Origin of the sequence: Microvirga soli, assembly GCF_016734765.1 — a bacterium.
Classification (GTDB): Bacteria; Pseudomonadota; Alphaproteobacteria; order Rhizobiales; family Beijerinckiaceae; genus Microvirga; species Microvirga soli.
In genome coordinates this window covers 319149-332511 of the sequence record NZ_JAERQE010000001.1, presented here as the reverse complement: position 1 = coordinate 332511, position 13363 = coordinate 319149, and the positions used below count along the sequence as shown (strand labels likewise).

Annotated in this window: 12 protein-coding genes; 9 read left to right on the top strand and 3 right to left on the bottom strand. The window is 64.6% G+C overall.

All coding sequences use genetic code 11. The features are described 5' to 3' along the window. Positions 1–67: 67 nt before the first annotated feature. A complete protein-coding gene (typA, locus tag JKL45_RS01445) occupies positions 68–1894 on the bottom strand; it encodes a translational GTPase TypA (protein ID WP_190845212.1) in 1827 nt (608 codons plus the stop codon). An 825-nt stretch (positions 1895–2719) separates the two neighbouring features. Between typA and JKL45_RS01440 the strand changes: the two genes are divergently transcribed. Then, positions 2720–4609, top strand: a complete 1890-nt coding sequence (locus tag JKL45_RS01440) for a PAS domain-containing HWE histidine kinase family protein (RefSeq protein WP_201859320.1) — start codon at positions 2720–2722, stop codon at positions 4607–4609. A 55-nt stretch (positions 4610–4664) separates the two neighbouring features. On the opposite strand, the gene JKL45_RS01435 is transcribed toward JKL45_RS01440, so the two are convergent. After that, on the bottom strand, positions 4665–4997 hold the full coding sequence (locus JKL45_RS01435; RefSeq protein ID WP_201859319.1) for a hypothetical protein: 333 nt from the start codon (positions 4995–4997) through the stop codon (positions 4665–4667). 351 nt (positions 4998–5348) lie between these two features. Continuing rightward, on the bottom strand, positions 5349–6581 hold the full coding sequence (locus tag JKL45_RS01430) for an argininosuccinate synthase (protein ID WP_201859318.1): 1233 nt from the start codon (positions 6579–6581) through the stop codon (positions 5349–5351). 160 nt (positions 6582–6741) lie between these two features. Between JKL45_RS01430 and JKL45_RS01425 the strand changes: the two genes are divergently transcribed. The 8 genes from JKL45_RS01425 to JKL45_RS01390 all read left to right on the top strand — a co-directional run bounded on the left by JKL45_RS01425 (position 6742) and on the right by JKL45_RS01390 (position 13360). Continuing rightward, positions 6742–7353, top strand: a complete 612-nt coding sequence (locus tag JKL45_RS01425) for a 2-hydroxychromene-2-carboxylate isomerase (RefSeq protein ID WP_201859317.1) — start codon at positions 6742–6744, stop codon at positions 7351–7353. 283 nt (positions 7354–7636) lie between these two features. Next, positions 7637–9334, top strand: coding sequence for a 30S ribosomal protein S1 (rpsA, locus tag JKL45_RS01420; protein ID WP_201859316.1), 1698 nt, complete (start codon positions 7637–7639; stop codon positions 9332–9334). Positions 9335–9501: 167 nt separating this feature from the next. Next, positions 9502–9906, top strand: a complete 405-nt coding sequence (locus tag JKL45_RS01415) for a YkvA family protein (protein WP_246498211.1) — start codon at positions 9502–9504, stop codon at positions 9904–9906. 142 nt (positions 9907–10048) lie between these two features. Then, on the top strand, positions 10049–11014 hold the full coding sequence (gene sppA / locus JKL45_RS01410; RefSeq protein WP_201859315.1) for a signal peptide peptidase SppA: 966 nt from the start codon (positions 10049–10051) through the stop codon (positions 11012–11014). Positions 11015–11040: 26 nt separating this feature from the next. Continuing rightward, complete coding sequence (ihfB, locus tag JKL45_RS01405) at positions 11041–11355, top strand: integration host factor subunit beta (RefSeq protein ID WP_036354203.1); 315 nt, start codon at positions 11041–11043, stop codon at positions 11353–11355. A gap of 28 nt (positions 11356–11383) precedes the next feature. After that, positions 11384–11734 carry a LapA family protein gene (locus tag JKL45_RS01400; protein WP_201859314.1) on the top strand — a complete coding sequence of 117 codons (351 nt, stop codon included), beginning with the start codon at positions 11384–11386 and terminating at the stop codon, positions 11732–11734. A gap of 9 nt (positions 11735–11743) precedes the next feature. After that, entirely contained in the window at positions 11744–12691 is a 948-nt protein-coding gene (lhpI, locus tag JKL45_RS01395; RefSeq protein WP_201859313.1) for a bifunctional Delta(1)-pyrroline-2-carboxylate/Delta(1)-piperideine-2-carboxylate reductase, read from the top strand. Between the two features lie 9 nt (positions 12692–12700). Next, on the top strand, positions 12701–13360 hold the full coding sequence (locus JKL45_RS01390; RefSeq protein ID WP_201859312.1) for a phosphoribosylanthranilate isomerase: 660 nt from the start codon (positions 12701–12703) through the stop codon (positions 13358–13360). Positions 13361–13363: the final 3 nt, after the last annotated feature.

The following is a 13363-nucleotide window of genomic DNA, read 5'->3' as shown; positions in this document are numbered from 1 at the left end:
CAGTCTCCGTTCATGAAAAAGGCCGCTCCAAGGAGCGGCCTTTCGATTGTTTCCTTGAGGCGCTCATTTAAGCGCTCAGGGCTTCCTTCGAGCGCTCGGCGCGCTTGCGGTCGTTCGGGTCGAGGATCGCCTTGCGGATGCGGATCGACTTCGGCGTCACCTCGACGAGCTCGTCGTCCTGGATCCAGGCCAGCGACTTCTCCAGCGTCATGCGGATCGGCGGGGTCAGGCGCACCGCTTCATCCTTGGAGGTCGTGCGGATGTTGGTGAGCTTCTTGCCCTTGAGCACGTTCACCTCAAGGTCGTTCTCGCGGTTGTGCTCGCCGATGATCATGCCCTGATAGACCTTCCAGCCGGGCTCGATCATCATCGGGCCGCGATCCTCGAGGTTCCACAGGGCGTAGGCCACGGCCTCGCCGTTGTCGTTCGAGATCAGCACGCCGTTGCGGCGGCCGGCGATCTCGCCGCGATAGGGCTCGTAGGCGTGGAACAGGCGGTTCATGATCGCCGTGCCGCGGGTGTCGGTCATCAGCTCGCCCTGGTAGCCGATGAGGCCGCGGGTGGGAGCGTAGAACACGAGGCGCTGGCGGTTGCCGCCGGAGGGACGCATCTCGACCATGTCGGCGCGGCGCTCTGACATCTTCTGCACCACGACGCCGGAATGCTCCTCGTCCACGTCGATGACCACTTCCTCGATGGGCTCGAGAAGGTTGCCGGCCTCGTCCTTCTCGAAGACGACGCGGGGACGCGACACGGCGAGCTCGAAGCCCTCGCGGCGCATGGTTTCGATGAGGATCGCGAGCTGCAATTCGCCGCGGCCGGAGACGAAGAACGAATCCTTGTCGGTGGCCTCCTCGATCTTGAGGGTCACGTTGCCTTCCGCTTCCTTGAACAGGCGGTCGCGGATCATGCGGCTGGTGACCTTGTCGCCCTCGGTGCCGGCGAGCGGCGAGTCGTTCACGATGAACGACATGGTCACGGTCGGCGGATCGATGGGCTGGGCCTGGATCGGGATGTCGTTCTCAAGAGCCGAGAAGGTGTCGGCCACCGAGCCCTTGACCAGACCCGCGATGGACACGATGTCGCCGGCCTCGCCGATCTCGATGGGCTGGCGCTCAAGGCCGCGGAAGGCCAGGATCTTGGACACGCGGCCGGTCTCGACGACCTTGCCCTCGCGGTCGAGCACCTTGATCGACTGGTTCGGCTTCACGGTGCCGGAGGAGATGCGGCCCGTGACGATGCGGCCGAGGAAGGGATTGGCCTCGAGCAGGGTGCCGAGCATGCGGAACGGGCCTTCCTCGGTCTTGGCCGGGGGCACGTGCTCGAGCACGAGGTCGAAGAGCGGCGCCAGGCCCTCATCGCTCGGGCCCTCGGGGGCTTTCGCCATCCAGCCGTTGCGGCCCGACCCGTAGAGGATCGGGAAGTCGAGCTGCTCGTCCGTGGCGTCGAGCGCCGCGAAGAGATCGAACACCTCATTGACCACTTCGACGTGGCGGGCGTCAGGACGGTCGATCTTGTTGATGGCCACGATGGGGCGCAGGCCGATCTTGAGGGCCTTGGACACCACGAACTTGGTCTGGGGCATCGGGCCTTCGGCCGCGTCCACGAGAACGATGGCGCCGTCCACCATGCTCAGGATGCGCTCCACCTCGCCGCCGAAATCGGCGTGGCCGGGGGTGTCGACGATGTTGATGCGGGTGTCCTTCCAGACGACCGAGGTCGCCTTGGCCAGGATGGTGATGCCGCGCTCCTTCTCGAGGTCGTTCGAGTCCATGGCGCGCTCTTCCACGCGCTGGTTTTCGCGGAAGCTGCCCGATTGCTGGAGGAGCTTGTCGACGAGGGTGGTCTTGCCGTGGTCGACGTGGGCGATGATGGCGATATTGCGTAGTTTCATAAGGGGTCTTTCAAAGCAAAGCAGCCCGGCTCGCGGCAAGCGTGGCCGCGCCCCTGGCTCATACCGGGCGAAATCTGATGCGCTGCAATATAATGATAAGAGAGCGGCGGCAATAGGGCAGCTTGTCTCCTGTCCGTCAAAGTGCCAGCGCCTTCGGGCCTGAGGCCGGGTGGCCTCAAGCCGTCAGGTCAATCGAGGGTGGCGTGGTGGGCAGCCCGGCTCGATGTGTGATGGTGAAAGTGAGAGCCGAACTGCTCGTCACGCGCGGTTTGTTTCAGCGGACCTGGAGGCATGCCAGATCGGCCACCCGCGATCACAGGCTTGCGAGACCTGCGGCGGGACCGCTCCTTACCCCACATCTGCGACGCCTCGCGAGCGCGCCCCTCGTCGGGAAAGGATGCACAACGATATAGCTGAGCTTAGGAGAATTGTCAAGAACAAAATGAGAACACGTAAACTGCTGCCCCTCTCCCGCAGAGGGGGAGGGTTCACGCGCCTCATCCTGCACGCGATCCCGGAGCGGCTCCGCCGTCCGGGATGACAGTGGGCCCCATCCCTCTTTGCGCTTTCCCCGCGACAGAACGCCATCGCTTGCGGCCGCGATATGCTCTACACAATGATTGAAGTCATTCGGCGCAGTCCTAAATGGCTGAAAGCCCCCGCCAATTCCAAAGCTCAGCATGTCTGCACGAACATTATCGAACGCTCCTCGCATGCTCGGGCTTGACGGTCGCTCGGCGGCCGCAAGGCAGGCCGCCTCCTGTCGCAGCCAGGATGACATCGGACATCATACGCACCAGCCTCCCGTCGGGAGGCGCAGGCTTCATGCACGATAGGCTCGTACCCAGCCCGGACTTCCTCACAGGGGGCGGTGAAATGGGCGCGCTCATGCGGGCCCATGACTGGTCCTCCTCGCCTCTCGGCTCGCCGGAATACTGGCCGCAGAGCCTGCGGGCCGTGGTGAGCCTGATGCTCACGTCGAAATTCCCCATGTTCGTCGCCTGGGGGCCGAAACTCGCGTTTCTGTACAACGACGGCTATGTGCCGATCTTCGGTGCCAAGCACCCGCATGCCCTCGGATTGCCGTTCCGCGAGGTCTGGTCGGAAATCTGGACCGACATCGAGCCGCTGGTCACCAAGGCGCTCGCCGGAGAGGCGACTTATCATGAGGACATGCACCTCGTGATGGAGCGCAACGGCTACCCCGAGGACACCTGGTACACGTTCTCCTACTCGCCCGTTCGCGATGAGACGGGCGGGATCGCCGGCATGTTCTGCGCCTGCACGGAGACCACGCAGGAGGTCAAGCTGCGCGCGGTCCTGAGGGAAGAGCAGGACCGCCTTCGCGAGCTCTTCAAGCAGGCCCCGGGCTTCATGGCGATGCTGCGCGGGCGGGAGCACGTGTTCGAGCTGGTGAACGATGCTTACCTTCAGCTGGTGGGCCATCGGCGCGACATCACCGGCAAGACCGTGCGTGAAGCCCTGCCCGAAATCGAGGGCCAGGGGTTTCTCGAGCTGCTCGACAAGGTCTACACGAGTGGAAAGCCGTTCGTCGGGCGCAACCTTCGCGTCGGGCTTCAACGGCAACCGGGCAGCCCCGTCGAGGAGCGCTTCGTCGACCTCGTGTACCAGCCGGTCACCGACCATGAGGGGCAGGTCAGCGGCATCTTCGCCGAAGGCTACGACGTCACCGAGCGCGTGCAGGCCGAAGACAGCCTGCGCGAGAGCGAGGCGCGGTTCCGCAATCTCGCCGACAACGCTCCCGTCATGGTGTGGGTGACGGAGGCGGATGGCACCTGCACCTACCTGTCCCGGAGCTGGTACGAGTTCACCGGCCAGACGCCGGAAACCGGCTTAGGCTTCGGCTGGCTCGATGCGGTCCATCCGGAGGACAGCGGCTGGTCGGGCGATGTGTTTCGTACGGCCAATGCCGAGAAGGGGCCGTTTCGCGTGGAGTACCGGCTGCGCCGGGCCGACGGCACCTATCGCTGGGCCATCGATGCCGCGGCGCCGCGCTTTGGCGTAGACGGCACCTTTCTAGGTTATGTGGGCTCCGTGCTCGACATCACCGACCGCAAGCAGGTGGAGGAGCATCGCGAGCTTCTCATCAACGAGCTGAACCATCGGGTGAAGAACACGCTCACCATCGTTCAGTCCATGGCGTCGCAGAGCCTGAAGCAGATGAGCGAGGAGAACCGTCCCAAGGTTCAGGCCTTCGAGGACCGCCTGTTCGCCCTGGCCCGCGCCCATGACGTGCTCACCCGCGAGAACTGGGAGGGCGCGGAGCTGCGCGAGATCATCAACGAGGTGGTCGAGCCCTATCTGCGGCAGAAGACGAAGCATTTCGAGATCGAGGGCCCGCATCTTCGCCTGATCCCGAGAACGGCGCTTGCCATCGCCATGGCGATCCACGAGCTGGCGACGAACGCGGCGAAATACGGCGCGCTCTCCGTCTCGTCGGGATGCGTGTTCATCACCTGGACGGTCACGTCGGACGAGAATCCGCACCTGGAGCTGCGCTGGCAGGAGCGCGACGGCCCACCGGTTTCGCTGCCGACACGAAGAGGTTTCGGCACACGCCTGATCGAGCGCAGCCTGGCCACCGACGTGGGCGGAGACGTCCGCCTGACCTACGAGCCTGCCGGGGTGGTGTGTGTGATGAGTGTGCCGCTGAAGGATGAGGGCGATGGAGCGGATCACTCTTTACGGCAGTAGAGAAAGTCCAACTCCAGATTTGTAACCGTGCGGGTCTAATCGTGACCGGAACCTATCAGCGTCGATTCATGAGCTTCCTGGCTTCACCCTCGGGCATGTTGGAGGACAGCAGGCAGCGCTCCTCGCCCTTTGCGCGACATGCCTTCAGCCGCTGCGCGACCCCTTCGAGTTCCGTATAAGGAACGTAGCTTCGCCCCTCACCGCAGCTACTTTCGTCGACTTTCGGACGCGAAGCCATGAATTTGGTTTCTCCGCCGGTGTTGATGCTCCGCCCGATTGAAACCGTGACGCAGCGCATCCCCGTTTCTGTCTTTTCCATGCTGTCGAGCAGCCAGCCCTTGGCGATCAATTTTTGTCCGAGACTGTGGGTGCGAACCGGATAACGCACGAGAACGCTGCTTGAGGCGCCGAGAAGGCCTCTGCCTGATTGCACTTCGGACGTAATTTCGGCCGGGCCGATGGAGTTCCGAACATAATCCGCCACAAGGTGAGGCGCAGCTTTCAAGCGATAGTCGGGTGGCAGATCGACTGGATCATTCAACGCTCCGGAACCTGTGCCGGTGCCCTGGCATGCGGAGAGGATAAGAAGAAGAGCAACAGGGAAGAGGAAGCGCATCTAAGAGGCCTTGCAAACAACGCGAAACATAACCGAGATAACATTACTATTGATAGATAAGAAAGAGGCCTGGGATGCGGCGGTGTGACCCAAGGCATCCCAGGCCCGATAGTCAGTAGCCTCTTACAGCCCCAGCTTCTTCTTGCGCTGCGCCAGCGTGCGGAGCCTCAGCGCGTTGAGCTTGATGAAGCCTGCGGCGTCGCGGTGGTCGTAGGCGACGGCGCCTTCCTCGAAGGTGACGAGGTCCTGGTCGTAGAGGGTGTAGGGGCTCTGGCGGCCGATGAGGTGAACGCCGCCCTTGTAGAGCTTCAGCGTCACTTCGCCAGTGACGAATTCCTGAGACTTGTCGATCATCGCCTGGAGCATCTCGCGCTCCGGCGCGAACCAGAAGCCGTTATAGATGAGCTCGGCATATTTCGGCATGAGCTCGTCCTTGAGGTGCGCGGCACCCCGGTCGAGGGTGATCGACTCGATGCCGCGATGGGCGAGATGCAGGATCGTGCCGCCCGGCGTCTCGTACATGCCGCGGCTCTTCATGCCCACGAAGCGGTTCTCCACGAGGTCGAGGCGGCCGATGCCGTTGATCCGGCCCAGCTCGTTGAGCTTGGCCAGGAGATCGGCCGGGCCCATCTTCTTGCCGTCGATGGCGACCGGGTCGCCCTTGAGGAACTCGATCTTGATCACGGTCGCCTTGTCGGGCGCGGATTCGGGACCGTCGGTGCGCGAATAGACGTAATCCGGCACTTCCATGGCCGGATCCTCCAGCACCTTGCCCTCGGAGGAGGCGTGCAGGAGGTTGGCGTCGACAGAGAACGGCGCTTCGCCGCGCTTGTCCTTGGCGATCGGGATCTGGTGCTGCTCGGCAAACGCAATGAGCTGCTCGCGGGAGCGCAGGTCCCATTCGCGCCAGGGGGCGATCACGGTGACGTCGGGCTTCAGGGCATAATAGCCGAGCTCGAAGCGCACCTGGTCGTTGCCCTTGCCGGTGGCCCCGTGGGAGACCGCATCGGCGCCGACCTTCTCGGCGATCTCGATCTGCTTCTTGGCAATCAGCGGCCGGGCGATGGAGGTGCCGAGCAGATACAGGCCCTCGTACTGGGCGTTGGCCCGGAACATCGGGAACACGTAGTCGCGCACGAACTCGTCGCGCAGGTCCTCGATGAAGATGTTTTCCGGCTTGATGCCGAGAAGTTCGGCCTTCTTGCGGGCGGGCTCCAGCTCCTCGCCCTGGCCGAGATCGGCGGTGAACGTCACCACCTCGCAGCCATAGGTGGTCTGCAGCCACTTGAGGATGATGGAGGTGTCGAGGCCGCCCGAATAGGCGAGCACGACCTTGTTCACGCGCTTGTCGGCCATGGCAAAGGTTCCGGAAGAGAAAAGGGTGCTGGCGACTTAGAACATCGGTCCTGAAAGGGGAAGCCACTTTTCACGGAAGAGGCGAGGGGCGGCAGGCTGCCGGGTGACAGTCGGGTTGGCTTCGAGGAGAATGGCCAGGCTTTCCCTTCGGAGACCGCCCATGGCCCGCCCCGTCGTCTCGTTCTGGTACGAGTTCGCCTCCACCTATTCCTACCTCGCGGCCATGCGGATCGAGCCCCTGGCCGAGGCGGCAGGCGTTGCCATCCGCTGGCGGCCCTTTCTGCTCGGGCCCATCTTCGCCGCGCAGGGCTGGACCACCTCGCCCTTCAACCTCTTTCCCGCCAAGGGCCGGTATATGTGGCGCGACATGGAGCGCGAGGCCGCGCGGCTGGGACTGCCCTGCGTTCAGCCGGATCCCTTTCCGCAGAACGGGCTGCTGCCCGCCCGCATCGCCCTCGTCGGGGCGGACCAGCCCTGGGGGCCGGCCTTCACCAAGGCGGTCTACCGGGCCGAGTTCGGGGAGGGGCGGGCGATCTCGAATCCTGCCGTCATCCGTGACGTGCTCGTGCGGCTCGGCCTCGACGCCGACGGCATCCTGGCGCTCGCCGGGACGGAGGCCAACAAGGCCGCGCTGAAAAGCCAGACCGAGGAGGCCAAAAGCCTCGGGATCTTCGGCGCGCCCACCTTCATCGCGGAGGGCGGGGAGATGTTCTGGGGCAATGACCGGCTGGAACAGGCCCTGGACTGGGCCAGGACCGGGCCAAGGGCTTGAAACCCTTGTGATCCGGGGCCGATTGGGTTAAGAGAACCCCATCCGACAGGACAGTAACGGTTTCGATGGTCAGGGTGCGTGTTCCGCGCCCTCCCGGTGTTCCGCAAATTATCCTGTCGGACCAAGCGTTTCCATCCGCTGATGATACGCCGGCCTGCTTGGATCAAGCAGCATGCCCGGGACATGGCCCTGAAGGGGCGTCTCAGGCAGCGGCGGCTGGAAACGGCCCGTTAACACGAGCCGCCGGCGTTGCCCCTTGAACGAGGGCCATTCAGGAGAACCTATGTCTGCAGCTTTGCAACAGCCGAGCCGTGAAGATTTCGCGGCCCTGCTCGAAGAATCCTTCCGCACGAACGAGATCAGCGAAGGCTCGGTCGTGAAGGGCAAGGTGGTCGCGATCGAGAAAGACGTCGCGGTCATCGATATCGGCGCCAAGACCGAAGGTCGCGTCGCCCTGAAAGAATTTGCCGGCCCGAACCGCGACCAGACCGTGGTCGTCGGCGACGAGGTCGAGGTCTATGTCGAGCGCATCGAGAATGCCCTGGGCGAGGCCGTCATCTCCCGTGACAAGGCCCGCCGCGAAGAGTCGTGGGTGAAGCTCGAGAAGGCCTTCGAGGCCCAGGAGCGCGTCAACGGCACCATCTTCAACCAGGTGAAGGGCGGCTACACCGTCGACCTCGACGGCGCCGTGGCGTTCCTGCCGCGCTCCCAGGTCGACATTCGCCCGGTGCGCGACGTCACCCCGCTCATGGGCGTGTCGCAGCCGTTCCAGATCCTCAAGATGGATCGCCGCCGCGGCAACATCGTCGTGTCGCGCCGCACGGTCCTCGAAGAGAGCCGCGCCGAGCAGCGTTCCGAGCTCGTGGCGAACCTCGAAGAGGGTCAGGTCATCGACGGCGTGGTCAAGAACATCACCGAGTACGGTGCGTTCGTTGATCTCGGCGGCATCGACGGCCTGCTGCACGTCACCGACATGGCATGGCGCCGCGTCAATCATCCGTCCGAGGTCGTAACCATCGGCCAGACGGTGAAGGTGAAGATCATCAAGATCAACCACGAGACGCACCGCATCTCGCTGGGCATCAAGCAGCTGCTGGCTGATCCGTGGGAGGGCATCGCCGCCCGCTACCCGGTCCAGGCGAAGCTGAAGGGCCGCGTCACGAACATCACCGATTACGGTGCGTTCGTTGAGCTCGAGCCCGGCATCGAAGGCCTGATCCACGTCTCCGAGATGTCCTGGACGAAGAAGAACGTCCACCCCGGCAAGATCATCTCCACCTCGCAAGAGGTTGAGGTCGTGATCCTCGAGGTCGACCAGGTGAAGCGCCGCATCTCGCTCGGCCTGAAGCAGACGCTTCAGAACCCGTGGGAGGCCTTCGCCGAGAAGCACCCTGTCGGCACCGAGGTCGAGGGCGAGGTCAAGAACAAGACCGAGTTCGGTCTGTTCATCGGTCTCGAGAACGACGTCGACGGCATGGTCCACCTCTCGGACCTCGACTGGAACCGTCCGGGCGAGCAGGTCATCGACGACTTCAAGAAGGGCGACATGGTTCGCGCTCAGGTTCTCGACGTGGACGTCGAGAAGGAGCGTATCTCGCTCGGCATCAAGCAGCTGGCTGGCGACCCCTTCGCCGAAGCCGGCGAGCTGAGGAAGGGCCAGATCGTCACCTGCGAGGTTCTCGAGGTGAAGGACGGCGGCCTGGAAGTGAAGATCGTCGACACCGACCTCTCCACCTTCATCAAGCGCAACGAGCTTGCTCGTGACCGCGCCGACCAGCGCCCCGAGCGCTTCGCCGCCGGCGAGAAGCTCGATGCCCGCGTCACGCAGTTCGACCGCAAGGCCCGCCGCGTGACCGTCTCCATCAAGGCCCTCGAGGTCGCTGAGGAGAAGGAAGCCATGGCTCAGTACGGCTCGGCCGATTCGGGTGCGTCGCTCGGCGACATCCTCGGCGCTGCCCTGAACAAGGCCGGCAAGAAGTAATCGGACCTCGATCTTTCGAGGCTGATGGATCCCCGGGCCGAAAGCCCGGGGATTTTCTTTTGTCAAAAACCCGTGCGAGAGATCGTGCGGGTTTTTTGTTGGCGAACAGGGCGCCATGGGCGTGCCGTTCGGGTTGCCGATGTGACTGGAGCCGCCGGAGCCTGAGCATGGGTGCAGATCATTTCAGGGGCATGCCGGCCCGCATGCGAGGCTGGGCCCGGCGCATCAAGGCCGATGTCGTGGCCCTGTCCCTTGCCGTCCGGCATCCGCAGGTTCCCTGGTATGCCAAGCTGGTTGCCGCCCTGGTGGCGGCCTACGCCCTCAGCCCCATTGACCTCATCCCGGACTTCATCCCGGTTCTCGGCTATCTCGACGACATCGTGCTCGTTCCTTTGGGCATTCTGCTGGCAATCCGGCTTATCCCAGGTCCCCTGATGGGAGAGCTGCGGGTCAGGGCGCAGGCCATCGTCGAGCGTCCCGTCAGCCGCGGGGGCGCCCTGTTCATCGTGGTGCTCTGGATTGCTGCAGCCGGGCTGCTGCTCTGGGCCTTCTGGCCCGGTCCGGGCCGGTGACGGACGGCGATCCTGCCGCTTGAGGCTCCGGATTTTGTTGGCCTGTGATCCCTTGCCGCCCTATCTGTCTTCGCCATAGGGTGCAGCCCACGCCGCCCAAGGCAAACACGAACCAAGACAAGCACGAAGCAGAGACGATCCCATGTCCATCGATGCCGAAGCCATTGCCGACCGCCGCCGCCTGCGCCGCAAGCTCTCCTTCTGGCGCGTGGCAGGATTCTCAGGGCTGATCGCCGCCGTTGCGGCCATCGGCTATGCGGCAGCCGACCGGGCCGGCTACGGGGGGATCCAGAACCAGATCGCCCGCATCTCCATCGACGGCGTGATCACCGGCAACCAGCGCCTCGCCGATCTGATGCGGCGGGTGGGCGAATCGAGCACGGTCTCCGGGGTGGTGATCTCGATCAACAGCCCGGGCGGCACCACGACGGGGTCGGAAGAGCTCTACCGCAACATCCGCCGGCTCAGCGAAAAGAAGCCGGTCGTCACTTTCGTGGACGGCACGGCGGCCTCCGGCGGCTACATCACGGCCATGGCCACCGACTACATCGTGGCCCGCGAGACCTCGATCGTGGGCTCCATCGGCGTGCTCTTCCAGTACCCGGACCTTACAGGTCTCATGGGTCAGATCGGCGTGAAGATGGAGGCGGTGAAGTCCGCGCCGCTGAAGGCCGAGCCGAACCCCTTCACGCCAACCTCGCCGGAGGCCCGCGCGGCCATGCAGGCGGTGGTCAACGACACCTATGACTGGTTCAAGAATCTGGTGCGCGAGCGCCGCCGCCTGAACGAGGGCGAGCTCTCCACCGCGTCCACCGGCCAGGTCTTCAGCGGCCGCCAGGCCGTGCCGCTCAAGCTCATTGACAAGATCGGCAGCGAGCGGGATGCGGTCGCCTGGCTCGAGCAGGAAAAAGGCGTGTCCAAGGACCTGCCGATTCGCGACTGGGAACCGCGGTCCGACCGCGACATCTCGATCTTCGCCATGAGCGCCACGATGGCGGATCTCTTCGGCTTCGAGCAGGTGGCCGAAGCCATGCGCCGCACATCGGCTCAAGCCGAGATCGCGCGGCTTGACGGCCTCCTGGCTGTCTGGCAACCTTTGGAAAAATAAAGCAACGTCAAAGATATAGCTCATCCATGATAAAATCCGAACTCGTGCTCAAGATCGCTGAGCAGAACCCGCACCTTTACCAGCGTGACGTGGAGAAGATCGTGAACGCGATCCTCGACACGATCGCTGATGCACTGTCCCGGGGCGACCGGGTCGAGCTGCGCGGTTTCGGCGCCTTTTCGGTCAAGAAGCGCGATGCCCGCACGGGCCGCAACCCACGCACGGGCGAATCCGTTTCCATCTCCGAGAAGGTCGTCCCGGTCTTCAAGACGGGCAAGGAAATGCGTCAGCGTCTCAATGCTCCGGCTCCGAAGGTCATGAAGGCGGCTGCGGCCCAATAATTCTCGCCAATAACCCCGAGAGGTGTTCGTGATTCGCTTTCTGAAGGCGCTCATTCTCCTGCCGGTCGCCATCCTGATCGTCCTGCTCGCGGTGGCGAACCGGGCTCCGGTGACCCTGTCCCTCGACCCGTTCTCGCAGGAAGCGCCGGAATTCGCGTTCCAGCTGCCCCTGTTCGCGGTGATCTTCGCGGCCGTGATGCTCGGCGTGGTGATCGGCGGCACGGCAACCTGGTTCGCGCAAGGCAAAAACCGCAAGTCCCGCCGGCAGCTCCGGCGCGAGGCGCGCCAGCTGCGCTACGAGACCGAGCGCCTGAAGGCGCAGACCCCGTCGAACACGAACCTGCCGGCCACCATTCCCGCTCAGGCCCGAAGCATCTAAGACCATCCCATGCGCGTCATTACCGCTGCCGAGATCGATCGGGTTCTCACCTTTCCGGCCCTGATCGAGGCTCTGGCCGAAGCCTTTCGCGGCGACATGGTGGCGCCGGTCCGGCATCACCACGAGATCGAGCGCCCGGGCGCCCACGGCACGCTCCTGCTCATGCCGTCCTGGACCGGACCCGCGATGCAGGACAGCTTCCTCGGCGTGAAGGTCGTCACCGTGTTTCCCGAGAACGGCACCAGGAGCCTCCCCAGCGTGATGGGTTCCTACCTGCTCATGGACGGCGCCACGGGTGAGCCGGTCTCGGTGCTCGACGGTGCGCGCCTTACCGTCTGGCGCACCGCCGCCGCGTCGGCGCTGGCAGCCCGGTACCTCGCCCGCGAGGATGCAAGCCGCATGGTGATGGTTGGCGCAGGCGCCCTCGCGCCTTTCCTGATCCGGGCCCATATGAGCCAGCGGCCGATCCGCGAGGTGGCGCTCTGGAATCACCGGCCCGAGAGGGCCGAGGCTGTTGCTGCCGAGCTTCGCGCCGAGGGCCTGCCTGTCACGGCCGTGACCGATCTGGAGGCGGCTGTGCGCGGCGCCGATCTCGTCTCCTGCGCGACGCTCTCGACCGCGCCCGTGGTCAAGGGCGCCTGGCTCAAGGAAGGGGCGCATCTCGACCTCGTGGGCGCGTTCAATCTCAAGATGCGCGAGGCCGACGACGAGGCCCTGCGCCGGGCTCAGGTCTACATCGACACCCCGGCGGCCAAGTCCGAGGGCGGCGACGTGGCCGTGGCCCTGCACCGGGGCGCCATCACCGAGGATCACATCCGCGGCACCCTGACGGATCTGTGCCGCAGCGCCCCGCATCGCGGGCCGGCCGTGATCACCGCCTTCAAATCCGTGGGTGCTGCGCTGGAAGATCTGGCTGCGGCGATGGTGGTGTGGCGCTCGCTGGCAAAACCGGTGTAAAAGCTTCTCATGGACAACCTGGTGAAAATCTGCGGGCTCTCCACGCCCGAGACCCTCGATGCCGCCCTGAGCGCAGGCGCGGACATGGTGGGCTTCGTGCGCTTCCCCAAGAGCCCCCGCCATGTCAGCCTCAACCTCGGCCACAAGCTCTCCCTGCAGGCGAAGGGGCGGGCGCAGCGTGTTGTGCTTCTGGTCAATCCCGGCGACGAGGACATTGCCCAGGCTGTCGAGGCCATCAACCCCGACCTGATTCAGCTGCACGGGAGCGAGAGCCCGGCGCGCGTGGCCGAGATCCGCTCCATGGTCAAACGACCGGTGATGAAGGCGCTTGGCGTCGCGGAGCCGTCCGACCTCCAGGCTCTCACGCCTTATGCGGATGCAGACCACATCCTGCTCGATGCCAAGCCGCCCCGCACGGCGGAAGCGCTCCCCGGCGGCAACGGCGTCTCCTTCGACTGGCGGCTCCTGAACGGGCTTGACCGCAAGGTTTCCTTCATGCTGTCAGGAGGCCTCAACCCCGACAACGTGGCGGAGGCGATCAGGCTCACCAAGCCCAGGGCCGTCGATGTCTCGTCCGGGGTGGAGACGGGACCGGGTCTCAAGGATCCGGCCAGGATCGAGGCCTTCATCAGGGCCGCCCGGACAGCATTCGCTGCTGCCCATCACTAGTTT

Excerpts from the sequence above, each read along its gene's own strand:
- typA (WP_190845212.1), bottom strand. The coding sequence starts at position 1,894 with ATGAAACTACGCAATATCGCCATCATCGCCCACGTCGACCACGGCAAG.
- JKL45_RS01440 (WP_201859320.1), top strand. The coding sequence starts at position 2,720 with ATGCACGATAGGCTCGTACCCAGCCCGGACTTCCTCACAGGGGGCGGT.
- JKL45_RS01430 (WP_201859318.1), bottom strand. The coding sequence starts at position 6,581 with ATGGCCGACAAGCGCGTGAACAAGGTCGTGCTCGCCTATTCGGGCGGC.
- JKL45_RS01425 (WP_201859317.1), top strand. The coding sequence starts at position 6,742 with ATGGCCCGCCCCGTCGTCTCGTTCTGGTACGAGTTCGCCTCCACCTAT.
- rpsA (WP_201859316.1), top strand. The coding sequence starts at position 7,637 with ATGTCTGCAGCTTTGCAACAGCCGAGCCGTGAAGATTTCGCGGCCCTG.
- JKL45_RS01415 (WP_246498211.1), top strand. The coding sequence starts at position 9,502 with ATGGGTGCAGATCATTTCAGGGGCATGCCGGCCCGCATGCGAGGCTGG.
- sppA (WP_201859315.1), top strand. The coding sequence starts at position 10,049 with ATGTCCATCGATGCCGAAGCCATTGCCGACCGCCGCCGCCTGCGCCGC.
- ihfB (WP_036354203.1), top strand. The coding sequence starts at position 11,041 with ATGATAAAATCCGAACTCGTGCTCAAGATCGCTGAGCAGAACCCGCAC.
- lhpI (WP_201859313.1), top strand. The coding sequence starts at position 11,744 with ATGCGCGTCATTACCGCTGCCGAGATCGATCGGGTTCTCACCTTTCCG.
- JKL45_RS01390 (WP_201859312.1), top strand. The coding sequence starts at position 12,701 with ATGGACAACCTGGTGAAAATCTGCGGGCTCTCCACGCCCGAGACCCTC.